General features: G+C 67.8%; 21 protein-coding genes, 1 tRNA gene and 1 pseudogene. 18 read left to right on the forward strand and 5 right to left on the reverse strand.

Going from position 1 to position 24,747, the window contains the following annotated elements; genetic code table 11:
* The first annotated feature begins 74 nt into the window (after window positions 1–74).
* The 4 genes from ACFQ9R_RS30505 to ACFQ9R_RS30520 all read left to right on the forward strand — a co-directional run bounded on the left by ACFQ9R_RS30505 (window position 75) and on the right by ACFQ9R_RS30520 (window position 4,011).
* Complete coding sequence (locus ACFQ9R_RS30505) at window positions 75–779, forward strand: hypothetical protein (protein WP_378995538.1); 705 nt, start codon at window positions 75–77, stop codon at window positions 777–779.
* 38 nt (window positions 780–817) lie between these two features.
* A complete protein-coding gene (locus ACFQ9R_RS30510; RefSeq protein WP_378995540.1) occupies window positions 818–2,350 on the forward strand; it encodes an alpha/beta hydrolase in 1,533 nt (510 codons plus the stop codon).
* An 80-nt stretch (window positions 2,351–2,430) separates the two neighbouring features.
* On the forward strand, window positions 2,431–3,246 hold the full coding sequence (locus tag ACFQ9R_RS30515; RefSeq protein WP_378995543.1) for a MerR family transcriptional regulator: 816 nt from the start codon (window positions 2,431–2,433) through the stop codon (window positions 3,244–3,246).
* Window positions 3,247–3,270: 24 nt separating this feature from the next.
* The gene (locus tag ACFQ9R_RS30520) at window positions 3,271–4,011 is read left to right on the forward strand and encodes an SDR family NAD(P)-dependent oxidoreductase (RefSeq protein ID WP_378995545.1); all 741 of its coding nucleotides are present in this window, start codon (window positions 3,271–3,273) and stop codon (window positions 4,009–4,011) included.
* A gap of 403 nt (window positions 4,012–4,414) precedes the next feature.
* Here the strand turns inward: ACFQ9R_RS30520 and ACFQ9R_RS30525 are convergent.
* Window positions 4,415–4,488 (reverse strand) — tRNA-Arg (locus ACFQ9R_RS30525).
* 136 nt (window positions 4,489–4,624) lie between these two features.
* Here ACFQ9R_RS30525 and ACFQ9R_RS30530 point away from each other — a divergent pair.
* From ACFQ9R_RS30530 to ACFQ9R_RS30560, 7 genes are all read left to right on the forward strand, one after another.
* Window positions 4,625–6,673 carry a cytochrome c oxidase assembly protein gene (locus ACFQ9R_RS30530; protein ID WP_378995547.1) on the forward strand — a complete coding sequence of 683 codons (2,049 nt, stop codon included), beginning with the start codon at window positions 4,625–4,627 and terminating at the stop codon, window positions 6,671–6,673.
* On the forward strand, window positions 6,670–7,647 hold the full coding sequence (locus tag ACFQ9R_RS30535; RefSeq protein WP_378995549.1) for a serine/threonine dehydratase: 978 nt from the start codon (window positions 6,670–6,672) through the stop codon (window positions 7,645–7,647). The genes ACFQ9R_RS30530 and ACFQ9R_RS30535 overlap by 4 nt, the downstream gene beginning before the upstream one ends.
* A 127-nt stretch (window positions 7,648–7,774) precedes the next feature.
* Window positions 7,775–8,341: a single-stranded DNA-binding protein gene (locus ACFQ9R_RS30540; protein ID WP_378995551.1), complete on the forward strand. Its 567-nt coding sequence runs from the start codon at window positions 7,775–7,777 to the stop codon at window positions 8,339–8,341.
* 69 nt (window positions 8,342–8,410) lie between these two features.
* The gene (gene ettA, locus ACFQ9R_RS30545; protein ID WP_378995554.1) at window positions 8,411–10,087 is read left to right on the forward strand and encodes an energy-dependent translational throttle protein EttA; all 1,677 of its coding nucleotides are present in this window, start codon (window positions 8,411–8,413) and stop codon (window positions 10,085–10,087) included.
* Window positions 10,088–10,320: 233 nt separating this feature from the next.
* Window positions 10,321–15,207 carry an NAD-glutamate dehydrogenase gene (locus ACFQ9R_RS30550; RefSeq protein ID WP_378995556.1) on the forward strand — a complete coding sequence of 1,629 codons (4,887 nt, stop codon included), beginning with the start codon at window positions 10,321–10,323 and terminating at the stop codon, window positions 15,205–15,207.
* A gap of 41 nt (window positions 15,208–15,248) precedes the next feature.
* Window positions 15,249–15,674 carry an acyl-CoA thioesterase gene (locus ACFQ9R_RS30555; RefSeq protein WP_378995642.1) on the forward strand — a complete coding sequence of 142 codons (426 nt, stop codon included), beginning with the start codon at window positions 15,249–15,251 and terminating at the stop codon, window positions 15,672–15,674.
* A gap of 4 nt (window positions 15,675–15,678) precedes the next feature.
* On the forward strand, window positions 15,679–16,353 hold the full coding sequence (locus ACFQ9R_RS30560) for a hypothetical protein (protein ID WP_378995558.1): 675 nt from the start codon (window positions 15,679–15,681) through the stop codon (window positions 16,351–16,353).
* 98 nt (window positions 16,354–16,451) lie between these two features.
* On the opposite strand, the gene ACFQ9R_RS30565 is transcribed toward ACFQ9R_RS30560, so the two are convergent.
* Both ACFQ9R_RS30565 and ACFQ9R_RS30570 read right to left on the reverse strand, forming a co-directional pair.
* A complete protein-coding gene (locus ACFQ9R_RS30565) occupies window positions 16,452–16,772 on the reverse strand; it encodes an AzlD domain-containing protein (protein ID WP_378995560.1) in 321 nt (106 codons plus the stop codon).
* Window positions 16,769–17,461, reverse strand: a complete 693-nt coding sequence (locus tag ACFQ9R_RS30570) for an AzlC family ABC transporter permease (protein WP_378995562.1) — start codon at window positions 17,459–17,461, stop codon at window positions 16,769–16,771. The genes ACFQ9R_RS30565 and ACFQ9R_RS30570 overlap by 4 nt, the downstream gene beginning before the upstream one ends.
* Before the next feature lie 67 nt (window positions 17,462–17,528).
* On the opposite strand from ACFQ9R_RS30570, the gene ACFQ9R_RS30575 reads away from it, so the two are divergent.
* Window positions 17,529–18,098: a helix-turn-helix domain-containing protein gene (locus ACFQ9R_RS30575; protein ID WP_101464034.1), complete on the forward strand. Its 570-nt coding sequence runs from the start codon at window positions 17,529–17,531 to the stop codon at window positions 18,096–18,098.
* A 61-nt stretch (window positions 18,099–18,159) separates the two neighbouring features.
* Here ACFQ9R_RS30575 and ACFQ9R_RS30580 read toward each other — a convergent pair whose 3' ends face one another.
* Entirely contained in the window at window positions 18,160–18,873 is a 714-nt protein-coding gene (locus tag ACFQ9R_RS30580) for an HNH endonuclease (RefSeq protein WP_378629923.1), read from the reverse strand.
* 164 nt (window positions 18,874–19,037) lie between these two features.
* Between ACFQ9R_RS30580 and ACFQ9R_RS30585 the strand changes: the two genes are divergently transcribed.
* From ACFQ9R_RS30585 to ACFQ9R_RS30600, 4 genes are all read left to right on the forward strand, one after another.
* Window positions 19,038–19,448 (forward strand): globin, encoded by a 411-nt coding sequence (locus tag ACFQ9R_RS30585; protein ID WP_101464033.1) that lies wholly within the window; start codon window positions 19,038–19,040, stop codon window positions 19,446–19,448.
* 208 nt (window positions 19,449–19,656) lie between these two features.
* Window positions 19,657–21,258, forward strand: coding sequence for an alpha-amylase family glycosyl hydrolase (locus ACFQ9R_RS30590; RefSeq protein ID WP_378995567.1), 1,602 nt, complete (start codon window positions 19,657–19,659; stop codon window positions 21,256–21,258).
* A 74-nt stretch (window positions 21,259–21,332) separates the two neighbouring features.
* Window positions 21,333–21,611, forward strand: a complete 279-nt coding sequence (locus tag ACFQ9R_RS30595) for a hypothetical protein (RefSeq protein WP_194829561.1) — start codon at window positions 21,333–21,335, stop codon at window positions 21,609–21,611.
* Window positions 21,598–22,062 (forward strand): DUF5130 domain-containing protein, encoded by a 465-nt coding sequence (locus ACFQ9R_RS30600; RefSeq protein WP_378995570.1) that lies wholly within the window; start codon window positions 21,598–21,600, stop codon window positions 22,060–22,062. Before ACFQ9R_RS30595 ends, ACFQ9R_RS30600 begins: the two co-directional genes overlap by 14 nt.
* A 54-nt stretch (window positions 22,063–22,116) precedes the next feature.
* Here ACFQ9R_RS30600 and ACFQ9R_RS30605 read toward each other — a convergent pair whose 3' ends face one another.
* Window positions 22,117–22,386: a helix-turn-helix domain-containing protein gene (locus tag ACFQ9R_RS30605; RefSeq protein WP_378995572.1), complete on the reverse strand. Its 270-nt coding sequence runs from the start codon at window positions 22,384–22,386 to the stop codon at window positions 22,117–22,119.
* A gap of 154 nt (window positions 22,387–22,540) precedes the next feature.
* Between ACFQ9R_RS30605 and ACFQ9R_RS30610 the strand changes: the two genes are divergently transcribed.
* Both ACFQ9R_RS30610 and ACFQ9R_RS30615 read left to right on the forward strand, forming a co-directional pair.
* Window positions 22,541–23,686 carry an MFS transporter gene (locus tag ACFQ9R_RS30610; RefSeq protein WP_378995575.1) on the forward strand — a complete coding sequence of 382 codons (1,146 nt, stop codon included), beginning with the start codon at window positions 22,541–22,543 and terminating at the stop codon, window positions 23,684–23,686.
* 63 nt (window positions 23,687–23,749) lie between these two features.
* A pseudogene (locus ACFQ9R_RS30615) lies at window positions 23,750–24,615 on the forward strand (alpha/beta fold hydrolase).
* The last annotated feature ends 132 nt before the right edge of the window (window positions 24,616–24,747 follow it).

Below are 24,747 nucleotides of genomic sequence, written 5' to 3' on the forward strand. Positions count from 1 at the left end.
CATGCTAATTTTTCTGGCATGGTCATGCTAGAAAAATCCTGCTGCGATGGTCCCGACCTCGGACGGCACCCGACGTGAGCGACTGGCGCGACCCCTGGGACGGTGCGCGGCAGGGCTCTCGATACGACGGCCGGATCGACGGCTGCGACGGGTTCGACGGCGACGCGGGAGCGTGGTCGACGCCGGCTCCGGAGCCGGGAGCGTCGTTGCCGCCGTTCCGCCGCTCCCTCTCGCTGCAGCGCACGCGATTCGCGGTCGGCCTTCCCGATGCGTCGACGGCGACAGTCGATGTCGATCACCTGTCGGGGCGAGCGTCGCTCTATCGGGACGACCGGCACGTGCGGACCTCCGACATGCCGGTCCGGTTCCCGCTCGGCTCGGAAGCCATCGTCGTAGCCGCGAGCAGATACGGCATGCGGCGGATCCACCTGATCGGTGCGGACGGCAGCGAGCGACGCCTCGATCCAGCGCCGGGGACACCCGAGCACTGGCGCGCCCAGCTCTCCCGGCGACACCCGGGGGTTGGGCGCACGCTGGCCGCCTGCGCCGTCATCGTGCTGACGGTCGATCTGATTCTCGTCGCGCCACAGCTGCTCGAGCTGGTCACCCACCTGCGGTTCTGGGCTGATCGCTGCAGCCCGTTCGTCTCGCCCGTCGACTTGCCGGTATGGGCGAACACGGCTCTCGCCATCAGCGCGGGCCTCGCGGGAATCGAACGAGCGCTCACCTTCCGCCATCACCGGCTCCTGGATGCCGAGACCGACGGGATCGGGAGCTGATGCTCCGGATCCAGCCCTGGACACGACAAAGGAAACGCATGCGATCACGTCTTCGACTCCCGAATCGATCCCGGCGCCTCACGACCGGGCTCGCCGCGGCCGCCACGCTCCTACTCGCCGGCTGTACGCCTGCTGCGCCGGGCTCCGGCGCCGATGCGGACCTCGGCGCCTACCTCGGGCAAGAGCTCGACTGGGGCGGGTGCGCGGGCACCGCGACGAGCGCGGCGGACGCCGAGCTGTTCGCGAACCCCGCGCTCGAATGCGCCTCGGTGGAGGTGCCGCTCGACTACGACACGCCAGCGGGTGCGAGGGCGCGGGTCGCGCTCCTGCGCCTGCCCGCCACGGGCGAGGCCGAGGGCTCGCTGCTGATCAACCCGGGCGGCCCGGGCGGCTCCGGCACCGGCCTCGTCGCGTCGACCGTGCCGCTGTGGCAGGCGAGCCGCGTCGGCGAGCGCTTCGACATCGTCGGCTTCGATCCTCGCGGGACCGGATCGTCGACCCCGGCCCTGGACTGCTACACCGACGAGGAATACGACGCCGGCGACGGGCCGCGATTCGGCGCCGTGTACGACATCACGAGCGCCGAGCAGGCAGTCGAACTCGCACAGCGCTGCACCGACGGCTCCGGCGGCGTCGCGAACCTGGTGAACGCCGGGTCGACGAACGTTGTGCGCGATATGGACATCATGCGAGCGGTGCTCGGTGACGACCAGCTGACCTACCTCGGCTACAGCTACGGCTCCGAGCTCGGCGCCATGTACGCCACGACCTACCCCGAGAAGGTCCGCGCGATCGTCCTCGACGGAGCCGTCGCGCCCGACCTGACGGCGAGCCGATTCCGCCTGTCCCAATTCAAAGGCCTGCAGGCCCGGTTCGACGACGTCGCCGCGCTCTGCGCCGAATCGCCCGACTGTGTACTCGGCACCGATCCCGCAGCCGCCAACGATCGCCTGCACGAGATCGTGCGGCCTCTCATCGAGACGCAGGCGCCGACGGCCGGCGGCCGAGCTGCCAACGTCTGGGACGTCTACCTCGGCATCAGCGGCGGCCTGTACGCGGAGGCGAAATGGCCCGAAGTCATCTCCGCCCTGACAGCGCTCGAGGCCGGGCGCACCGACGAGGCGCTCGCCCTACGCGCCGGCTTCCCGGACCTCGACACCAGCATCGCCGTGCGTTGCATGGACTGGCCCCGCTTGGCGCCCGCGGAACACACAGCGCTCGCACGCGAGATCGGGCAGGTCGCGCCGATGTTCGACCTCGACGTCTTCACAGGGGGGAACTACCACAGCGAGTGCGAGGCGTGGCCCGCACCGCCCACGCGTGCGGAGCCCTGGCTCGCCGATGCCGAAGGCCTCCCCAAGCCACTCGTCGTGTCGACCACCGGTGATCCCGCGACGCCACACGAGGGCGGCATCGCGATGGCGCAAGCCCTCGGGGCAAGCCTGCTCACCGTCGACGGCAAGCAGCACGGCGCCTACCTCCTCGGGGGTAGCGAGTGCGTCGACGACGTGGTGGACACGTATCTCCTCGACCTCGAAACCCCGCCCGCCGACGCACGCTGCAGCCTGTGACGCTCCACGCCGGCACACGGTCAGGAGCGGAGGACTTACGTAATAGTCACCGACGCGAATCGAGTCGTGACTCTGAGACGGTGGGTGAGCACAGGCGAAGACTGGATGGCATCGAAACCGCACTTGTCACCGCATGTATGCGCCGCAATCCGCATGAGGAGGACACAGTGACATGGAGTACTCGCGAGCTGGCCGACCTCACGGGGACGACTGTGAACACCATTCGGCACTATCACCACGTGGGACTTCTGGAAGAACCAGAACGCCGTGACAACGGGTATAAGCAATATCGCGTAAGGCACCTGATTTCGTTGGTGCGTACACGCCGGCTGGTCGGGATCGGTTTACCGCTCGCGCAGATTGCAAAAATAGACGTCACTTGCTCCGACGCATTGCGCGAGCTCGATGAGGAGCTGCGAGCAGGTATCGACCGTCTCGTGCGGGTACGTGACGAGGTGGCTGCGATCGCTCGAGAACATGCTCCACTCGACACTCCGCGCGGCTTCGAAGCAGTCGCGAGCGGGCTCTCCGGCCCCGACCGATCATTCCTCCAGATCTATGCGAGTCTCGCCGCGCGAGATGCGCTTCCCGACCTGTTGCCGATGATCTCCAAAGAGTCAGCCCCGCTGCGTAAGGCCTTCGATGCTTTACCCGACGATGCGGACCAGGGCGCGCGGCAACGAATTGCGGACTGGATTACAGAGTCGGACGCGAACTGGCGAGCTGTCGACGGCTCAGGGGCCGTCGGCGGCGCGCTCACTGAGGCCCGGCGCGAGCTCTACAACCCTGCGCAGCACGAGGTGATCGCGCGAGCAACGACGTCACGGCGTGCACGTCGACTTTCCTGTCGCCAGTTCGAGATCGCTGAAGAGTTCCTAGTGCCAATCGGTACATAAATCGGAAGATGGGTTACAGACCACATGGGGTATTTCGACAACAAGACGGCTGTCGTCACGGGCGCCAGCATGGGCATCGGACTTGCGACGGCGAAGCAGCTCGCCTCCGAGGGCGCGCACGTTTTCATCACCGGGCGACGCAAAGACGAGCTCGAGAAAGCCGCCGCCGAGATCGGCCACGCGACGGCAGTGGTCGGCGACGTCAGCGTCTCAGCCGACGTGGATCGCCTTTATGAGCAGGTGAGTCAGCGCGGGCAGGGCCTGGACATCCTGTTCGCGAACGCGGGAATCAACCACCTCGCCTCTCTCGAGGACCTCACTGAGGAAGACCACGACAGAATCTTCGACATCAACGTGAAGGGGACCTTCCTGACCGTGAAGAAGTCCCTGCCATTTCTCAACGAGGGGGCCGCAGTCATCCTCGCGGCCTCCACTTCGGCTGAGAGCGGGGCGCCATCCTTCGGTGCGTACGGGGCGTCGAAAGCCGCTGTGCGAGCGTACGCTCGCACCTGGGCCAACGAACTGAGTGGTCGAGGCATCCGGGTGAACGTCGTCTCGCCCGGGCCGGTGAATACCCCGCTGTGGGACGATGTCTTCGGTGAGCGCGCCGAGGAGATGAAAGCGGCCATCGCGTCGGGATTGCCCGCTCAGCGGGTCGGCGAACCGGAGGATGTCGCTGCCGCCGTCACGTTCTTGGCATCGCCCCTGAGCAGCTTCGTCTACGGCGCGAACTTCTACATAGACGGTGGAATGAATCAGGTCTGATGCCGCTCCAATATCGCACTCTCCCAATCTTTTACCGCAAGCAACTGGCGTAGCGCCCGCGCTTCCGAGGTCGAAGAAGCTCTCGACGTCGCGGTGTATGGCGGGGATCACGGCGTCCTTCGATGGTCGGTACGTCGGTGGTGCGGAAGGTGAACGTATCGCTGCAGCGCAGGCCAGGACGGTGGCCGCGCTGTTGAGCCGGCTGCAGGACCGTGGCGATATCGAGCCGCGCTGACGCCCGTGTCGACGCGGGTTCTTGTCTGCTGACGGCTCGTGCCAGGAAGTGGTTAACCTACGCATTTGCGGTGAAAGTGTGGGTCGAACGACGTTACGGTTCCCGAGTGGATCGAACCCGCGATGCTAAAACAAGCCCTCCACCTGCGGAAACGCAGGTGGAGGGTTGCGCCCCCGGCAGGAATCGAACCTGCGACCTAGGGATTAGAAGGCCCTTGCTCTATCCAACTGAGCTACGGAGGCAGTCGCATCAACCTTGGCCGAAGTCGGCCACGCTGTCCAGCTCGAAAAGTATAGCGACCGACCGGATCGTCGAGCGCAGGCTCGGGTGAGCGCCCCCTCGGGGCGTCGCCGGGCACGTCGAACTACCCTCGTTGTCATGTCGTTATCGCAGGACCCCACCGCTGGACCCGCCGTCGACGGCGGACCGTCGGCGGATACGGGTCCGGCGGCGCCGTTCGGTGTACTCAGTGTCGTGGCCGGGTGTATCGCCGCGGTTGTCGCGGCCATGGTGGTCGGGTTGTCGGCGGCGCACGCGCTCAGTTTGCTCGGTATACCCGATCCGGGGGCGTTGACAACATATGGATTGCCCGCGTTGCGCGCGGTGGCCGATCTGGCCGCCGCGATGACCGTCGGCTCTCTGTTGTTCGCGGCGTTCCTGCTGCCCCCGCGCGACGGCGGGCTGCTCGAGGTCGGCGGTTATCGGGCGGTGCGCCGCGCCTCCGACGCCGCGCTGGTGTGGGCCGCGAGCGCGGCGCTGCTGGTGCCGTTGACCGTGTCGGATACGACCGGTCAGCCGGTGAGTGCCATCTGGCGACCCGAAGTGCTGTGGCCGGTGATCACGCAGGTCGAGGTCGCGGGCGCCTGGCGGACAACAGTGTTGTTCGCGCTGATCGTGGCGATCGGCTGCCGGTGCGCGTTGCGCTGGGGCTGGACGCCGGTGCTGCTGGCAGGCGCGTTGGTGACCATGATGCCGCTGGCGCTGACCGGGCACTCGTCCTCCGGTGGCTCCCACGACGTGGCGACCAACTCCCTGATCCTGCACATGGTGTCGGCCTCGGTCTGGGTCGGCGGGCTGATCGCGGTGCTGGCGCACGCGATGCGTGGCGGCGCGAACACCGATATCGCCGCCCGCCGGTTCTCGGTGGCCGCGACCATCTCGATCGTGGTGATCGGCCTCAGCGGCGTCGTGAATGCCTGGGTGCGGGTGCCCGTTTCGGACCTGTTCACCACTACGTACGGCAGGCTGGTGCTCGCGAAAGCGGCCGCGCTGCTGGTGCTGGGCGCCATCGGCTACCTGCAGCGCCGGGCCGCGCTGCCCGCACTGGCCGCCGACTCGCGCGACCGCGGCGCGCTCATCCGTTTCGCCGGCGTGGAGATGCTGATCTTCGCGGCGACCATCGGCCTGGCAGTCGGCCTCGGCCGCACCCCGCCACCGCCGCCGACCACGGTGCCGACGCCCGTCGAAGTGGAGCTGGGCTACACCCTCGCGGGCCCGCCGACGGTGAGTCGCCTGCTGTTCGACTGGCGCTTCGACCTGATCTTCGGAACCCTGGCGATCGTGCTCGCCGCGCTCTATCTGCTCGGCGTCCACCGGCTGCGCAAGCGCGGCGATGCCTGGCCGATCGGGCGGACCATCGCCTGGTGCAGTGGCTGCCTGGTGTTGTTGCTGGCCACGTCGTCGGGGGTCGGTCGTTACGCGCCGGCGATGTTCAGCGTGCACATGGGCGCGCACATGGCGTTGTCGATGCTGGCGCCGATCCTGCTCGCCCTCGGCGGCGCGGTGACCCTGGCATTGCGCGCGCTCCCGCCCGCGGGCCGCGGTGGTGTGCCGGGGCCGCGCGAGTGGATTCTGGCGGCCGTGCACAACCCGGTCTCGCGGTTCCTCACCCAGCCGGTGGTGGCGTCGCTGATCTTCGTCGCCGGGTTCTACGCGCTGTATCTGGGCGGAATCTTCGACACCTACGTCGACTCGCACGCCGCCCACCTGATGATGAACACGCACTTCCTGCTCAGCGGCTACCTGTTCTACTGGGTGGTGATCGGCATCGATCCCAAGCCGCGCGAGGTCGCGCCGCTGACCAAACTCGCGATGGTGTTCGGCACGCTGCCGTTCCACGCGTTCTTCGGCATCGCGCTGATGAGCATGACCACCGTGCTGGGCGACTGGTTCTATCGCACCCTCGACCTAGGCTGGAACATCGACCTGCTCGCCGACCAGCGCAACGGCGGCAGTTTCGCCTGGGCCAGCGGTGAGGTGCCGCTGGTGGTGGTGATGCTCGCCCTGCTGATCCAGTGGTCACGCAGCGACACCAAGCTGGCCAAGCGCACCGACCGGGCCGCCGATCGCGACAACGACGCCGACCTGACCGCCTACAACGCGATGTACGCCGAGCTGGCGCGGCGTGACGGCGAGGTCCGCCGGTGAGCGGATTCGGTGTGCCGTCGAGCGAATCGACCGAGCGGGCCGAACCGGAGCGGGTGCTGCGCACCGATGTGCGGGCGGCGCGGCGGCGGCTGGCCGGTCGGGTACGCAAGACACCGGTGTTCCACACGAGTGTGGACGGGCCGAACGGGCCGGTGCCGGTGTCACTGAAAATGGAATTCCTGCAGCACGGCGGCACATTCACGGTGCGTGGCGCGCTCAACGCCCTGTTGTCGGCAGGCAGCGGCGCCGACCATGTGGTTGTCGCCTCGGCGGGCAACGCGGGTATCGCGGTGGCGCTGGCCGCGGCACAGCTCGGCAAGGAATGCACGGTTGTCGTGCCGGAATCCGCGCCGCACACCAAGGTGGCCGCGATGTGGGCGCACGGCGCCGAAGTGCTGTGGCACGGAACGACGTACGCCGAGGCGCAACGCCGGGCGCTCACCCTGGCCGCCGAGCGCGGGGCCGACCATCTGCATGCCTACGACATGCCCGCCGTGGTGGCGGGCGCCGGCGTCATCGGGCTCGAGCTGGAAGAACAGGTGCGCGGCAGGCCGCCGGTGCTGGCCGCGGTCGGCGGCGGCGGGCTGATCGCGGGCCTCGGGGCGGCACTGGGCAAGCGCAGGGAGATCGTCGGCATCGAATCCGAGCACATACCCGTGCTCTCGGCGGCACTCGCGGCGGGCGCGCCGGTCGATATCGACGTGGCCTCGTGCGCCACCGAGCTGCTGTGCGCGACCAGGGTCGGCGACATCGCCTTCGACATCGCCCAGCGGCACCAGATGCCCGCGATCGCGGTGGCCGACGACGCGGTCGCCGCCGCCCGCGAATACCTCTGGCGGGAGTTCCGCGTGGTGGTCGAGCTCGAAGGTGCCGCCGCGCTGGCCGCCGTGCAGAGCGGTGTGTACACACCTGAGCCCGGCGTACGGCCGATCGTGGTGCTGTGCGGAGCGAACACCGAGCTTCCCGTGCTCTGACACCGACGTTGTCCACAACTGCCCGATTCATCCACAGATCGACTGCGCGCGCCCCACACTCCCGTTCGCCAGGTCATTCTTGGGTGGTCAGAGCGAAAACGGTGGATTCGAGCGGGGGGCGAGCACGATGTACGAGGCACACGCGACGGTGATCGGGACCGTCATCACCCATCCGGTGCGGCGCGATCTCAGCAACGGTGAGCAGATGCTCACGTTCCGGATGGCGAGTAATTCGCGGCGATTCGACGTCAAAACGGGGGAGTGGACCGACAACGGCACGTTGTATCTCACGGTCTCGTGCTGGCGCAGGCTGGTGGCAGGGGTGGATCGATCGTTGCATCGCGGCGACCCGGTGATCGCCTACGGGCAACTCCGCTCGCACGAGTACCGCGGCAAGGACGGAACCGAGCGGCGGGACCTCGAGATGCGCGCGGTGGCGGTCGGGCCCGATCTGGCGCGCTGCCACGCGAGCGTTGTTCGCCGGTCCGAGGGCCTGCGATCACTGCCGCATGCCGCGGTGCGGAATATTTCCGATGCCCGCGGCGCTGCCCTACCGAAGGCCGACGACGCTGCCACCGGGTATGCGTCGACCGAGGCCGTTGCCGTAGCCTGTACGACCGTGGCGGATCCTGTCCCCGCGCGATCGCCGGACGTGGTGTCGAGCACCAACGGTGCCGAGCAGGTTGACGCATGAGGGTCGTTTCCGCGGCACTCGACCCTTCCGTATCCCGTCCCCGTTTCTCCCACCGATAGGCTTCCGCGTATGGCTGAGTTCATTTATCAGATGATCAAGGTTCGCAAAGCACACGGCGACAAAGTCATCCTCGACGACGTGTACTTGAACTTCCTTCCCGGCGCCAAGATCGGTGTGGTGGGTCCCAACGGCGCGGGTAAATCCAGCGTGCTGAAGATCATGGCGGGACTGGACCGGCCGAACAACGGTGAGGCGTTCCTCGGCTCGGGCGCCACGGTCGGCATCCTGCAGCAGGAACCGCCGCTCAACGAGGAGAAGACCGTCCGCGGCAACGTGGAGGAGGGCCTCGGCGAGGTCAAGGTCAAGCTGGATCGGTTCAACGAGATCGCTGAACTGATGGCCACCGACTACTCCGACGAGCTCATGGACGAAATGGGCAAGCTCCAGGAGTTCCTCGACCACGCCGACGCCTGGGATGTCGACTCCCAGCTCGAGCAGGCCATGGACGCGCTGCGCTGCCCGCCGCCGGACGAGCCGGTCACCAACCTCTCCGGTGGTGAGCGCCGCCGCGTCGCGCTGTGCAAGTTGCTGCTGAGCAAGCCCGATCTGCTGCTGCTCGACGAACCGACCAACCACCTCGACGCCGAGAGTGTGCTCTGGCTCGAGAAGCACCTCGCCGACTACCCGGGCGCCGTGCTGGCCGTCACCCACGACCGGTACTTCCTCGACAATGTCGCCGAGTGGATCCTCGAGCTCGACCGCGGGCGTGCCTACCCCTACGAGGGCAACTACTCCACCTACCTGGAGAAGAAGGCGCAGCGTCTCGAGGTCCAGGGCAAGAAGGACCAGAAGCTGCAGAAACGCCTCAAGGACGAACTGGCCTGGGTGCGGTCCGGCGCCAAGGCCCGCCAGGCCAAGAACAAGGCTCGCCTCGGCCGTTACGAGGAGATGGCGGCCGAGGCCGAGAAGCACCGTAAGTTGGACTTCGAGGAGATCCAGATCCCCGCCGGTCCGCGACTGGGCGACATCGTGGTCAACGTGTCGAACCTGGACAAGGGCTTCGGCGATCGTCAGCTCATCAAGGATCTGTCCTTCACGCTGCCGCGCAACGGTATCGTCGGCGTCATCGGACCCAACGGTGTCGGTAAGACGACGTTGTTCAAGACCATCGTCGGTCTCGAATCACCCGACAGCGGTGAGGTGAAGGTCGGCGAGACGGTCAAGCTGAGCTATGTCGACCAGAACCGCGGCGGCATCGACCCGAAGAAGAACGTCTGGCAGGTCGTCTCCGAAGGTCTGGACTTCATCCAGGTCGGCAACCAGGAGATGCCCTCGCGCGCCTACGTCAGCGCGTTCGGCTTCAAGGGGCCGGACCAGCAGAAGCCGGCGGGTGTGCTCTCCGGTGGTGAGCGCAACCGCCTGAACCTGGCGCTGACCCTCAAGGAGGGTGGCAACCTGATCCTGCTCGACGAACCGACCAACGACCTCGACGTCGAAACCCTCAGTTCGCTCGAGAACGCGCTCGATCAGTTCCCCGGCTGTGCCGTCGTGATCTCCCACGACCGGTGGTTCCTCGATCGCACCTGCACCCACATCCTGGCGTGGGAGGGTGACAGCGACAATGACGCCAAGTGGTACTGGTTCGAGGGCAACTTCGAGGCGTACGAGGCGAACAAGATCGAGCGCCTGGGCGCCGAAGCCGCTCGCCCGCACCGTGTTACGCACCGCAAGCTGACGCGCGACTGATACGCGCGGCCCGCTCGACGGCCCGGTGGAACGATCTGTGAACGGTCGCTCCGCCGGGCCGTCGGCGTTGTGCCGATCGGTGCTCCCTGGCGTTCACCCAGCATTCTTCAAGTTACCGGCGCGGCAAGCCCGAATTCCCTCAGCGTGTTCGAGTACCCGGAGCTAGTCTCGAAAATGCGTCACCTGCGTTGCGAAATCGAAGCGAACCACAATCCATGGGAGTGGGCTAAACGATGACGGTCTCGTCGGAAATCTCCAGCGCGGCGTGGGCCGCGGGAATGCCGCAGAGCTTGCGCGGCGATCTCGCGACCCTCGAGGAGGCGTATTTCCGACACGTCGATGCCGGTGACGTGGACTTCCCGATCCCCGGAATCACCCAGATCTTCCGGCACCACATGGAATTGGCCGCCGTGCGGATGCCGGGTAAGGCCAGCGTGCGGGTGCACCATCCCGACGACGGGACCGGGATGGGTGCCGCGGTGCAGGTCGTCACCGACGACATGCCGCTGCTGGTGGAGTCGATCACCGCGGCGCTGGGCCGGATGCAGGTGAGCGTCTCCGAGGTGATCCACCCGATCTTCGAGGTCATCCGCGACGAGGAGGGCCACCTCACCGGCGCCGCGGCGCACGAGGTGGACGGCCACGGCGCGACCGGGCTGACCGAATCGTGGATGCACCTGCAGCTGCACCCGTCGACCGGCCGGGCCCAGCTCGATCACATCGAACGCACCATGCCCGAGGTGATCGACGATGTCCGCCAGGTGATCGACGACACCGAGGCCATGGCCGCGGTGCAGAGCTCGCTGGCCGACGCGCTCGACCGGTCCTCCGCCCAGGGCTCCACGCCGTTCCCCGCTGTCGATGTGGCCGATTGCGCCCAGCTGCTGCGGTGGCTGGCCGCGGGCAACTTCACCCTGCTGGGGTATGCCCGCTACCGGCGCGGCGTCGAGGACGGCCACACGGTCTCGACCGTGGTGCCCGGTGCGAGCCTGGGTGTGCTCCGGCCCGATGTCGGCACCGATTTCAAAGTGCCCATCAACGGCGAAGACCGCCCGTTGCTGCTGCTCACCCAGGGCCTGGTGCGCGCGACCGTGCACCGCTCGGTGTACCCGTACTTCGTCGGTGTCGCCGATGTCGACGAGACGGGCGCCGAGGTGGGGGTGCACCTGTTCATCGGCGTGTTCACCGTCAGCGCGGTGCACGAGAACGTGCTCGACATCCCGGTGATCAATCGCCGGGTGCGGACCGCGATCGAGGGCGCCGGGTTCGACAAGGACTCCTTCTCCGGGCAGGCGATGCTCGAGGTGATCGAGTCGTTCCCGCGCACCGAACTGTTCTCGGCCGACACCGAAACCATGCGCCGCACCGCCGTCGCGGTCCTCGGCGTCGGCCTGCGCAGGCAGGTCCGGCTCTTCCTGCGCAGCGACGGCTACGGCCGCTTCGTGGCCTGCATGGTGTATTTGCCGCGCGATCGTTACACCACCGCTGTACGCCTGGAGATGCAGGAGATCCTGGTCGCCGAACTCGGTGGCGTGGATATCGACTACTCGGCGCGGGTGAGCGAAAGTGAGCTCGCCAGTGTGTATTTCACGGTGATGATGCCCGCCGAGGCCACCGGCGAGGCAGGCCCCGACACCTCCGAGGACAACCGGCTGCGTTTGCAGGGCCTGCTCAACGCCGCCAGCCACACCTGGGACGACCGGATCGGTGATGCGGTCGCCTCCTCTACCGTGCTCGATCCCGCTGTGGTCAAACGGTATTCGGAGGCGCTGCCCGAAAGCTACAAAGAGGACTTCGCGCCCGCCCGCGCGCTGGCCGACATCGTGCGTCTCGAGCGACTCACCGAAGGCGGCATCAGGCAGCACCTCTACCGCAGGCCCGAAGCGGAGCCCGGTTCGTGGCGCTTCAGCCTCTACATCGCCGGTTCCGGTGTCTCGCTGAGCCAGGTCCTCCCGGTCTTGCAGAGCCTGGGTGTCGAGGTGGTCGACGAACGGCCCTACCAGCTCGAACACGAAGGCGGCACCGAGCGCTGGATCTACGATTTCGGTTTGCAGGCTCGCCCGGAGCTGCTGCGCAACGCACTGGGCGGCGATCTCGACGCCGCACTGCTCGAGGCCCCCGGCCAGCTCGACGCCCTGCGTACCCGGTTCACCGACGCCTTCGAGGCGGTCTGGTACGACCGGGCCGAAGCCGACGGTCTCAACGAACTCGTGCTGCGTGCCGGCCTGCCGTGGCGGTCGGTCGCGATCCTGCGCGCGTACGCGAAATACCTGCAGCAGGCCGGATTCCCGTACTCCCAGGTCAATATCGCCCGTGTGCTGCTGGCCCATCCGGAGGTCGCGCGCGATTTCGTCGACCTGTTCGCCGCCCGCTTCGATCCGGCCATCGTCTCCGCCGAGGCCGCCGTCGAGCTCGAGACCCGGGTGCGGGCCGGGATCGACGAGGTGGTCAGCATGGACGCCGACCGCATCCTGCGTGCCATCCTCGGCCTGATCAAAGCCACGCTGCGAACCAACAACTATGTTCTCGACGACGAAGGTCGCCCACGCGACTACCTGGCACTGAAGCTCGAGCCGCGCGAGATCGCCGAATTGCCCAAGCCGCGACCGCAATTCGAGATCTTCGTGTACTCGCCGCGGGTCGAGGGCGTGCACCTGCGGTTCGGCTCGGTAGCGCGTGGCGGCCTGCGCTGGTCCGACCGGCTCGAGGACTTCCGCACCGAGATCCTCGGGCTGGTGAAGGCGCAGGCGGTGAAGAACGCGGTGATCGTGCCCGTCGGCGCCAAGGGCGGTTTCGTGGTGAAGCGTCCGCCCGCCCCGATCGGTGACCCGGCCGTCGACCGCCAGGCGAGTATCGCCGAGGGCGTCGCCTGCTACCGCACCTTCATCTCCGGGTTGCTCGACGTCACCGACAACGTCGACCTGGCCACCGGCGCGGTGCTGCCGCCCGATCGGGTGGTCCGCCGCGACGGCGACGACACCTACCTGGTGGTCGCCGCCGACAAAGGCACCGCCAGCTTCTCCGATATCGCCAACGATGTGGCCACCCGCTACGGCTTCTGGCTCGGCGACGCCTTCGCCTCGGGCGGCTCGGCGGGCTACGACCACAAGGCGATGGGCATCACCGCAAAGGGGGCGTGGGAAGCGGTCAAACGCCACTTCCGTGAGATGGACATCGACACCCAGAGCCAGGAATTCACCGTGGTCGGCGTCGGCGACATGAGCGGTGACGTATTCGGCAACGGCATGCTGCTCTCGCCGCACATCCGGCTGGTCGCCGCGTTCGACCACCGGCACATCTTCCTCGACCCGAACCCCGACGCGTCGAGCTCCTTCGCCGAACGTGAGCGCTTGTTCGCGCTGCCGCGATCCTCGTGGGCCGACTACGACCGGAGCCTGATCAGCGAGGGCGGCGGCGTGTTCGAACGGACCGTGAAGTCGGTGCCGATCTCGCCGCAGGCACGGACGGCGCTCGGCCTGCCCGACTCGGTGCAGACGCTCTCGCCGCCGGAGTTGGTGCGCGCGATCCTGCTCGCACCGGTGCAGTTGCTGTGGAACGGCGGCATCGGCACCTATGTGAAGGCGAGCACCGAATCCAACGCCGAGGTGGGTGACAAGTCCAACGACGCGGTGCGCGTCGACGGAAACCAATTGCGGGTCAAGGTGATCGGCGAAGGTGGCAACCTGGGGGCCACCGCGCTCGGCCGGATCGAGTTCTGCCGTGCGGGCGGCAAGATGAACACCGACGCACTCGACAACTCCGCGGGCGTCGACTGCTCCGACCATGAGGTCAATATCAAGGTCCTGCTCGACGGTGTGGTCAGCGCGGGCGGTCTCGCGCCCGCCGACCGCAATCCGCTGCTGGCCTCGATGACCGACGAGGTCGCTCGAATGGTGTTGCACGACAACGTCGATCAGAACACCTTGATCGGTATCGCCCGCACCGACGCGCCCCAGATGCTCAATGTGCACGGTCGTGTGATCGCCGACCTCGAACAGCGACGTGGCCTCGACCGGGAGCTCGAAGCGCTGCCGTCGACCGCCGAGCTGGCTCGCCGTGGCGAGGAGGGCGCCGGGCTCGCCTCACCCGAGCTGGCCAACCTGCTCGCGCACGTGAAGCTCGGCCTCAAGGCCGACCTGCTCGACACCGACCTGCCCGACAGCGCCTACTTCGCGAGGAAACTGCCCCTGTACTTCCCGACGCCGCTGCGGGAGCAGTTCGGCGCCGCCATCAAGAAGCACCGGCTGCGCCGCGAGATCGTCACCACGATGATCGTCAACGAGGTCGTCGACTACGGCGGCATCACCTACGCCCACCGCCTCAACGAAGAGGTCGGCGCCACCACCACCGATACGGTGCGTGCGTTCGCCGCGGCCACCGAGATCTTCCAGCTCCATGACGTGTGGTCGCGCATCCGCGGCGCCGACGCGGCCGCCGGAGTCTGTGACCTGCTCGAATTGGAATCCAAGCGGACGCTGGACCGCGCATCGCGCTGGCTGCTGAGCAACCGGCCGCAGCCGATCGCGGTCGGCGCCGAGATCAACCGCTATCACCGCCGGGTCCAGGAATTGGCGCCGCAGGTGCCGGGCTGGTTGCGCGGGCACCATGTCACCTCCCTCACCCAGGGCGCCGCCGAGCTGATCGCCCGCGGTGCGCCGACCGACCTGGCCACCGAGGTGTTCGGGCTGCTCGGGTTGTTCCCGCTGCTCGACATCGTCGACATCGCCGACATCACCGATCGCGACGGCGCCGAGGTGGGCGCCCTGTACTACGCGCTCAACGACCATCTCAAGATCGACTGGCTGCTCGAGGCGGTGAGCCATCTCGAACGCGGCGATCGCTGGCACGCGCTGGCCCGGCTCGCTCTGCGCGACGACATGTACGGTTCGTTGCGCTCGCTCACCCTCGATGTGCTGTCCGCGGGTGACCCGGAGGAAACTCCCGACGAAAAAATTGCATACTGGGAGTCGAAGAACCAGTCCAGGCTGGGCCGTGCGCGCGCGGCCCTGTCGGAGCTGTTCGAGTCCGGGACCCACGACCTCGCCACACTGTCGGTTGCCGCGCGACAGGTGCGGAGCATGGTGAGCGGGGTGGGCGCCCAATCGGAGGTACCACGGTGACGAGTTCGCCGAACGGCAACACCGGCACGCCCGCACCGGAGCTGGTGTTGCCGCAGCGTTTTCACGCGAAGGTCGAGATCCGCTGGTCGGATATGGACGTGTTCCAGCACGTCAACCACGCTCGGATGGTGACCCTGCTGGAAGAGGCGCGGATTCCGTGGCTGTTCGACGACGACAAGCCGACGGCGTCGATGGGGCGGCAGGGGTGTGTGCTGGTCGACCTGCATGTGAAGTACCGCGGACAGTTGCGGCACGAGGACACCCCGCTCGACATCGCCATGTGGGTCAAGCAATTGCGCGCGGTCGATTTCACCATCGGTTACGAGGTGCGGGCCAACGGCGCGGCTCCCGATTCGCCGCCCGCGGTGATCGCGACCACCCAGCTCGCCGCGTTCGACATCGACACCCAGCGGCTGCGCAGGCTCAGCGAGTCCGAGCGCGGCTACCTGGCACTGTGGCGGGCCTGATTACGTGAGCTCCTCCGAACAACGGGTGCTCCACACGCCCGACCCGGCCGAACGCGAAAACCTGGCCACCTTCCTCGGTCGCGCCCTCCGGCTGGACCCGGCCGCTGTCGTCCGATTGCGGCGGCGTGGTTCCAGTCTCGTATCCGCGTGGGTGGCAACGGGGTTCGAGACGCTGGCGGTGCGCACGATCACCGCGGAACTCGGTGTCGACGATGTCACCGTCGGTGCGGACACGGTGCTCGCGGGACTGGGTACCGGCCATCCGATCGACCTCGGTTACTCGATGGACTCCGCCTGGCGCGGTGCCCTTCCGCCGACCGACGGCTTCTCGCATGTGGATGACGTTCCGGCGCGCACCCTGGTGGAGCTGGCCGAACGTGGCGCGGATGTGGCGCGCGAACACGGCGGTCCCAAAGGGCCGCCCGCGTCGCTTCTCGACCAGTCGGTTCTTACGGTTACCGGGACCGGTGATCTCGAGGTGCAGGTGCCGATGCGCGTTGTCTTCGCGCTCACTGCGATGGATTTCATTCCGCATGCGGGGGAGAAGGCGGAGTCGCGTCGGATTCAGCCGTCGGAGCTGGTGCGGGTGCGGGCTACTCGGACGTGGTTGCGGTTGGATGCTCGGTACGGGTCTGTCGCGCGGCGATTGGGTGGCGGGATTCCGTTGTCGCCCAGTTGAGTTGGGCGGATCAGGGTCTCGGGTGCGGTAACTCCGCACCCGAGGGGTCGCGGGGCGGGCTAAGGGTGCCGTCGTGGCGCAGCGTGGTTTGCAGTGAGTCAGTGCACGCCGACGAGGCGTAGCAGAGCCGTTGTCGTGGCTGCTGCCAACACGGTGACGAGTAGAGGGGCGCGCCGCCACGCGAGGACTCCGCCCACGCCGACACCGGCGGGTAGGGCGACGCCGAGGTGGCCGGAGCCGGTCGGCAGCGTGGCTGTTGCTACCAGCGCGGCGAGCAGAATGAGGGCGCCGGTGTCCAGGAGGTGGATTGCCCGGGGGGACAGCCGCAGCCGATGGCGCATCGCGGGGCCGGTCCATCGCAGTGCGTAGGTTCCCACGGCGAGCGCCAACATGGCGGGCAGCAGATACGGCGCGTTCATGCCGCCACCGGTTCGCCGGTGGGGGTCGGTGGGCGTAGAGCGAAGACCAGTCCGCCCAGGGCGATCAGCACCGGGAGCCCGGCAGGCACGAACGGTGCGACCGCTACCGCCAACCCGGCACCGACCAGTACCGGCCGCAATGTTGCCCGGTCGCGCAGGGCGGGCAGGATCAGCGCGAGCAGGATCACCGGGAACACCGCGTCCAGGCCGAGCGCCGAGGTATCGGGTACGAGCGAACCCAGTGCCGCGCCGAGGGTGGCGCCCAGCGGCCAGCACAGTGCGACGCCGATGCCGCAGGCCCAGTACGCGGCGCGTTTGCGTTCCTGATCACCGGGGGCCGTGGCGAAGGCGACCGACTCGTCGTTGAGGACGTGGATGCCGAGCGCGCGCTTCCAGCCGCGCCCGAACACCTCGGGCGCCGACAACCCGTACGGCAGGTGGCGCGCGTTGAGCAGCAGTCCGGCCACCACCGCCGCCAGCGGACTACCGCCGGCCGCGACGATCCCGAAGAACAGCAATTCCGAGCCGCCTGCCAGCACCGTGACCGCCATCACGATCGGCATCCACATCGGGAACCCGGCCGCGATCGTCGACGCGCCATAGGACACTCCGAACAGGCCGACGGCAAGGCACGCCGCGGCTACGGCAGCCACGGTTCTCCGGTCGAGTGTTCGCCAAATCGAACGCATGTTGTTTATATTGAACGCACGGGGTGGGTAAAGTCAACGCGGTATCGCCAGCCCTCAGGAGGCGTAGATGGACCGGCAGGACCCCGTCGTCGGACCGCCCCAGGCGGTGATCGCCGCGGCGCTGCGTCGTGAGCGCGCCCGCGCCGGCCTCTCGCTCACCGAGGTCGCTCATCGGGCGGGTGTCGCGAAATCCACACTGTCGCAACTGGAATCGGGCACCGGCAACCCCAGCCTGGAAACCCTGTGGGCGCTGTGCGTCGCCCTCGAAATGCCGTTCTCCCGGCTGCTCGATCCGCCGCGGGCCAATGTTCAGGTGATTCGCGCCGACGAGGGCGCACCCGTCCCCTCGGCCGACGCCGACTATCGGGTGACATTGCTCGCAGCGGGCCAGTCACACACGCGCTGTGATGTGTACCGCATCGCGGCCGAACCCGGCCACACGCGTCGCTCGGATCCGCACAGCCCGGGCGTCGTCGAGCATGTCGTCCTGGCGGCGGGCCGCGCCATGGCGGGCCCGGCGGACGAGCCCGTGGAGATGCGCCCCGGCGACTACATCCGCTACCTGGGCGATCTCCCTCACATCTTCGAAGCGCTCGAGCCGGGAACGTGGGCGACGATGGTCATCGAGAGCGCCTGAGCTGATCGAGCGCTGGTCAGGCGTAGCTCGCCTGCGTTCCGGCCATGCGCGGCTGTGCCTATCAGGCGGCCCCTTCGCCGAGGTACTGCAACCAGATCGGATCCAGATCGGCGGTGGTGGACAGCAACCGCCAATGCGGGCCCTTGGGCGAGACCAGCGGGTGGCGCAGGTGCCAGCCCAGGTCGGCCAGCATCTTGTCGGCCTTGCGGTGATTGCAGGGGGCGCAGCTGGCGACGCAGTTCTCCCACGAGTGCTCGCCGCCGCGACTGCGGGGGATCACGTGGTCGATGGTCTCGGCCTTGCCGCCGCAGTACCCGCATCGGTAGTGGTCTCGATGCATGAGCGCGGCGCGGGTCATCGGCACGCGGGCGCGGTAGGGCACCCGCACGTAGGTGCGCAGGCGGATGACGGACGGAATCGCCACTTCGGAGCCCGCGGAATGCAGGACCGGTCCTTCGGGATTGTCGTGAACGGCGTCTGCTTTGGCGCAGATCAGCAGCACGACAGCGCGACGCGCGGACAGCGCGGTGAGCGGCTCGTAGGTGGCGTTGAGGAGGAGGACCCGGCGTTTGCGCCACGCGGCGGCGTCGTGGTCTCCGGCGAGGTGCAGAGGCGCGGGGAGATGCGGCAGGTCGTGAAGACCGTGTGCGCCCGGATGGTGATCGGACAGGATATGCAGCGGAACAGCCCCCGAGCCACGATTGTGGACGTCGGCGGGCTGGAGTTGTCGGTGCGTGCGCGCCTCGTGTGAACGGGCGCTCGGTCGCTGCTTCATCCTCGTGACCTCAATTTCATGATTGGCAGGATCATGTGGTATCTGGGGCCGATACTGACCCCAGTTGACCATGGTTCCGGCGGTATTGCACGGCTATTTTTCAAACTTCCGGATGAACTGTGGTTGAAGGGCAGCGCGTTCGTGACCGTGGTGATCGGGGCACAATGGAGCGCGTGACTTCCGGTGAGCAGACAACGACCTCCTTCTACGAAGCCGTGGGCGGCGCGGAGACGTTTCGCCGTCTGGTGTCGGTGTTCTATCGCGAGGTCGCGGCCGACGAGATCCTGCGCCCGCTGTACCCGGAGGAGGACCTGGGTCCGGCCGAGCGCCGGTTCCGGATGTTCCTCGAACAGTACTGGGGCGGGCCGCGCACCTACTCCGACGAGCGCGGGCACCCGCGGCTGCGCATGCGCCACAATCCGTTCGTCATCGGGCCGCTCGAGCGCGACGCCTGGATGCGATGCATGCGGATCGCGGTCGGTGAGATCGAACCGTCGATCCTGGACGACGAACACCGCAAAGCCCTGCTGGACTACTTCCAGATGGCAGCGGCCTCCCTGCAAAACGCTCCGTAGCGGGACGAGAGCCCTATTGGGGCGCACTCGAGCCTTACGGGTGCCCGCCGTTCGCTGATAACCAGCGGATGGCCGCCCGGTTTCGCGTCGATGCCGCCCTTTACCACGATGTTTCGCCGCGGCGTGGCGAACGCTGGTGATTTGCCGGATTCGCAGAAAGTCTCGCCCCGCCTGAATATTGCGGGCGATCTTTGGCAATATTGCGGGTGTGACACAGACACCTGCCTCGCCGGTGCCGGGGGAAGCAAGCACCGCTCCGTGGTGGAAAACCGCCGTGTTCTATCAGGTCTATCCGCGTTCGTTCGCCGACTCCGATGGTGACGGTGTCGGCGACCTGGGCGGGGTGCGCGAGAAGATGGGATACCTGGAGCTATTGGGCGTCGACGCGCTGTGGATCTGTCCGGTGATGCGGTCACCACAGGCCGACGGTGGTTACGACGTGTCCGATCCGCGCGACATCGACCCGCTCTTCGGCGGGCTGGGGGCGCTGGACGAGTTGATCGCCGAGGCGCACGACCGCGAGATCAAAGTGACGATGGATCTGGTGCCCAACCACACCAGCATCGAACACGCGTGGTTCGCCGAGGCGCTGGAGGCTGCTCCGGGCAGCCCGGAACGGGCTCGCTACCTCTTTCGGGACGGTCGCGGCAAGGACGGGGATGAGCCACCCAACAACTGGCCGAGCATTTTCGGCGGCCCCGCCTGGACCAGGATCACCGAACCCGACGGCTCTCCAGGACAGTGGTACCTGCACATCTTCGCGCCCGAACAACCCGACCTGAACTGGGACAACCCCGAGGTCGCCGACGATTTCGAGAAGACCCTGCGCTTCTGGCTCGACCGTGGCGTCGACGGGTTCCGCCTCGATGTCGCCCACGGGATGGCCAAACCCGAGGGCCTGCCCGACATGGACCGGGTCGAGACCAAGATGCTCGTCCACGACGACGACGATCCCCGCTTCAACAACCCGGGCGTGCACGCCATTCACCGCCGCATCCGCACGGTGCTCGACGACTACCCGCACGCGGTGTCGATCGGCGAGGTGTGGGTCGACGACAACGTCCGCTTCGGCGAATACGTCCGTCCCGACGAGCTGCACCTGGCGTTCAACTTCCGCCTCGCCGAAACTCCCTTCACCGCGCAGGGCGTCCATGACGCGATCACACACTCCCTCGACGCGGTCGCCGACGCGGGCGCCCCGCCCACCTGGACGCTGTCCAATCACGACATCGAACGGGAGGTGACCCGCTACGGCGGTGGCAAGGCCGGCGTCGCGCGGGCGCGGGCGATGATGATGGTCGAACTCGCCCTTCCCGGTGCGGTGTTCATCTACAACGGCGCCGAATTGGCTCTGCCCAACGTCGACGACCTGCCCGAGGAGGTCTTGCAGGATCCGGTGTGGGAGCGCACGGGCCACACGGAACGTGGTCGTGACGGTTGCCGGGTCCCGATGCCGTGGGAGGGCCCGACCACGCCGTTCGGTTTCACCGTGGGTACGCCGTGGTTGCCGATCCCGGCCGCCTGGGCCGACCGCACCGTCGAGGCGCAGCTGGAAACCCTGCACTCGACGCTGTCGCTGTACCGGCTGGCGATCGACCTGCGCGCCACCCGGCCGGAGTTCGCGGGCCAGCGGATCGAGTGGTACGGCAGTCCCGACGGCTGCCTCGCTTTCCGTCGGCCGGGCGGGTTGATCTGCGTGCTCAACGCCTCGGACGGCCCGATCCAGTTGCCGCCGGGGGAGGTGCTGTTGTCGAGCGCTCCGGTCGCCGACGACCGGTTGCCACCGAACGCGGCGGCCTGGTTGGTGTAGCACCGCCGGACACGCGGTGCGGGAACTGCCAGCCGGAGGATGAACTACTACACAGCATCGTCTACCGTTGGTGCGTGAGCATTCTCGAGACAGTGCTGATCTTCGTCGGCATCCCGGCCGCGATCTACTTCGCGATCGCGGGTTTGTCCTATCTCGGTAAGCCATTCCCCGGTGAGAAGCCGGCCCACTTCGCACTCGGGCAGAAGTGGACCCACCGGCCGGTGCTGTGGAGTGCTACCGATGAGGTGACCGCCGCGGCGGGGCACCACACCGCCGAGCCGCATGGCAGTCATGCGGCTCTCGAAACCGCGCATGCGGAGCTGATCGGAGGCCGGGCAAGTGGCAAGTTCTAATTGGCCCGCGGTGGTCGAGGCCGACCTGCCGCACGGGTTCGCCCTCACCAGCAGCGGCCGGGTGTCCGGCGTGCACGAGCCCGGCACCGTGTTCGACGAGGTGCCGTTCACCGATCGTGAACGCATCTCCCTCGACAACGCGCTCACCGAGGCGACCCGCGCCACCAAGGTCCGCTTCAACATCTACCTCGGTGACCTCGGCTCCGATCCGGCGGCCGGTGCCGACGCGATTCTGCCGAACACCCCGGAGTCGGCCGATTCGGTGCTCATCGCCGTGTCCCCGAACCAGGGCGCGATCGAGGTCCGTTCCGGTGCGAATGTGGCCGAGCGCGCCAACGACCGCATCTGCCAGCTCGGCGTCACCGCCGCGCTGGCCTCGTTCCGTCAGGGCAACTTGATCGACGGCCTGATCTCGGCCACCCGCGTGATGGCCGCCGCGATCGGCCGCTAGTTCGTTCTCCTCCGGACGGCGCGTTCACCTCATGGTGAACGCGCCGTTCGTGTGTCACGCGCCGGGCGTGCGGCGAAAGATGTCGGGGGACTGGCCGTTCCAGCGGCGGAACGCGCGGCACAGGGTGCGGGCATCGGTGTAGCCGAGCTGGGCGGCGATCGACTGCACGGGGATGTCGGAGTCGCGCAGGGGCCGTTCGGCGCGGTCGCGGCGGGCGGCGTCGCGCCAGGTGGTGCCCGCTTCGGCGAGGCGCCGCTGGAAGGTGCGGGGGCTGAGGGCGAAGCAGGCGCCTCGGGCGGCGGCCGCGCTGGCTGAGCGCGACATGGACGGGCGTGAGCGCCGTTCGAGTGGCCCCGCGCATCCGCCGCAGCACAGTCGAGAGTATTCGTCTGGACCGACTTCCCGAGAAGGGAATGGGGCCGGACATTCGCCTGTTGTAACCATTCAAATGGCAATAGGCAGTTAGGAACTGATGGACATGCGACGTGAGCATCTTGCCTGGGTGGGGCTGACGGCGATGACCGTCTCGTTCGGGCTCAACTTCACGATGGGTGTGTTCTTCGCGCCGACGGCCGCGTCGTACGGGGTGTCGGCGACGGCGCTGGCCGTGGCCGCCGCGCTGGGCACCACGGTCACCGGCCTGGCGCAGCAGGGTATCGGCAGGCTGCTCGATCTCCTCGGGCCCAAGCTCGTGCTGATCGGCGGGCTCACGCTGATCTCTAGCAGCTATCTGGTGCTGGCGACGGTGACCGAGACCTGGCAGTTCGTCGCGGCCTACATGGTGCTCGGCGGATTGGGGTTCGCGTCGTCGTCGACCCTCACCGTGACCACCCTGCTCGGGCGGGCACACGGTCCGCAGGTAGGACCGGCCATGGCACGCGCCGCGATCGGCATCAACCTCGGCCAGCTGATCACGCCGTGGGCGGCGACCGCGCTGTTCGATCCGATCGGTGTGCGCGGCACCTTCGCGTTGCTCGGCGCGATCGGACTGGCTTCGACCGCCGTGCTGTGGCTACTGCTGCCCGCCGATCAGCGGGCGACGACCAGCGCAGGCGCCCGCGAATCGCTGGCGGACCGATGGAAAGTGCTGGTGTCCTTCGGTTTCCACGCGGCGACCCTGTACGTGGTCGTGTTGATGCTGCCGAAACACGCGGTGGAGCAGGGCTGGTCGGTGGCCGGTGCGGGCAGGCTCGTGGCGCTGGCCGCGCTGGCGGCCGGGCTGACCTCGGCCGCGATGGTGCGGCTGCTGCGGCACTACCCACCGGAATCACTACTGCGGGTGCTGTATTCGGTGCGCCTCGCAGCCTTGCTGCCCGCGGTGCTCGTGCCGGGGCCCGCGGTGCTGGTCGTGGTCGCGGTGCTGTTCGGTATCGCCTCGTTCCCCGTCATCCCGCTGACCATGGCCATCCTGTCGCATGGTCTCGACCCCGCGCGGATGGGCCGCACGCTGGCGCCCGCGTGGGTGATCCACCAACTCGCCGCCGCCGCCGGGCTCGGCGAGGCCACCGTCGTGCACGCCCTCACCGACAGCTATCGCGGCTACTTCGCCCTCGGCCTGGTATTCACCGTCGTTGCCGTCGGCCTGATCTCCCCGGTTCGCCGTCGCGCACCGGTCACCGTCTGAATCCCGCCCGGCCGAGCTTCCCGGGCTCGGCGCGAGTATCACCCACACAGAAAGAGATCCACGATGAACCAGGTAAGCCACCACACCGTCGAGATCCAGGGCCGGTCGGTCTTCTACCGCGAAGCCGGCGACTCGGGCAAGCCGACTCTGCTTCTGCTGCACGGCTTCCCGTCCAGCTCGGCCATGTTTCGCAACCTGATTCCCGCACTGGCCGACGACTACCACGTGATCGCACCCGATCACCTCGGCTTCGGCCAGTCGGCGATGCCGGCGGTCGACGAATTCGACTACAGCTTCGACACGCTCACCGAGATCACCCTGGAACTGCTCGACACCCTCGGCATCGACCGTTTCGCGCTCTACATCCAGGACTACGGCGCCCCATCGGCCTGCGCATCGCCTCGCGCAATCCGGAGCGGGTCACCGCGATCATCACCCAAAACGGCAACGCCTACCTCGACGGCTTCACTCCGTTCTGGGACGTGTTGTTCGCGCATGCGAACGACCGCGCGACCCATGAGCCCGAAGTGCGCAAGCTGCTCGAGCTCGACGCGACGAAATGGCAGTACACGCACGGCGTTCCGGCCGACCGGCTCGCACTGGTCAGCCCGGATGCGTGGACCCTCGATCAGGCCTACCTCGACCGTCCCGGCAACAAGGAGATCCAGCTGCAGCTGTTCTTCGATTACAAGAACAACCTCGACGGTTACCCGGCCTTCCAGCAGTATTTCGCCGAGCATCGGCCGCCGACGCTCATCGCCTGGGGTGCCCACGACGAGATCTTCGGTGCCGACGGTGCCCGCGCCTATCTGCGTGACCTGCCCGACGCCGAACTGCACCTGCTCGACGCGGGCCATTTCGCGCTGGAGACGCACGGACCCGAGATCGCCGCGCTGATCCGCGACTTCCTCGGCCGGGTGCTGGGCTGAGTACGGGTGGACGGCTGGGGGTCGTGGGGCGCCCGGCCGTCCGGACGGCATCGAGTAACCTGGTCGGCGGTTTATCGGCCACGTCATGGGCCGTCGGCGTATCGGGGGAAACTTGCACGCACGTATTGCTCG

The sequence above is a fragment of the Nocardia sp. NPDC056541 genome, from assembly GCF_042794235.1.
Classification (GTDB): domain Bacteria; phylum Actinomycetota; class Actinomycetes; order Mycobacteriales; family Mycobacteriaceae; genus Nocardia.

Bases quoted from the DNA above. Each gene is read 5' to 3' on its own strand.
- ACFQ9R_RS30610 (WP_378995575.1), top strand. From the start codon at position 22,541: ATGCGACGTGAGCATCTTGCCTGGGTGGGGCTGACGGCGATGACCGTC.
- ACFQ9R_RS30565 (WP_378995560.1), bottom strand. From the start codon at position 16,772: ATGAACGCGCCGTATCTGCTGCCCGCCATGTTGGCGCTCGCCGTGGGA.
- ACFQ9R_RS30550 (WP_378995556.1), top strand. From the start codon at position 10,321: ATGACGGTCTCGTCGGAAATCTCCAGCGCGGCGTGGGCCGCGGGAATG.
- ettA (WP_378995554.1), top strand. From the start codon at position 8,411: ATGGCTGAGTTCATTTATCAGATGATCAAGGTTCGCAAAGCACACGGC.
- ACFQ9R_RS30585 (WP_101464033.1), top strand. From the start codon at position 19,038: ATGGAGCGCGTGACTTCCGGTGAGCAGACAACGACCTCCTTCTACGAA.
- ACFQ9R_RS30570 (WP_378995562.1), bottom strand. From the start codon at position 17,461: ATGCGTTCGATTTGGCGAACACTCGACCGGAGAACCGTGGCTGCCGTA.
- ACFQ9R_RS30605 (WP_378995572.1), bottom strand. From the start codon at position 22,386: ATGTCGCGCTCAGCCAGCGCGGCCGCCGCCCGAGGCGCCTGCTTCGCC.
- ACFQ9R_RS30540 (WP_378995551.1), top strand. From the start codon at position 7,775: ATGTACGAGGCACACGCGACGGTGATCGGGACCGTCATCACCCATCCG.
- ACFQ9R_RS30520 (WP_378995545.1), top strand. From the start codon at position 3,271: ATGGGGTATTTCGACAACAAGACGGCTGTCGTCACGGGCGCCAGCATG.
- ACFQ9R_RS30510 (WP_378995540.1), top strand. From the start codon at position 818: ATGCGATCACGTCTTCGACTCCCGAATCGATCCCGGCGCCTCACGACC.
- ACFQ9R_RS30575 (WP_101464034.1), top strand. From the start codon at position 17,529: ATGGACCGGCAGGACCCCGTCGTCGGACCGCCCCAGGCGGTGATCGCC.
- ACFQ9R_RS30530 (WP_378995547.1), top strand. From the start codon at position 4,625: ATGTCGTTATCGCAGGACCCCACCGCTGGACCCGCCGTCGACGGCGGA.
- ACFQ9R_RS30580 (WP_378629923.1), bottom strand. From the start codon at position 18,873: ATGAAGCAGCGACCGAGCGCCCGTTCACACGAGGCGCGCACGCACCGA.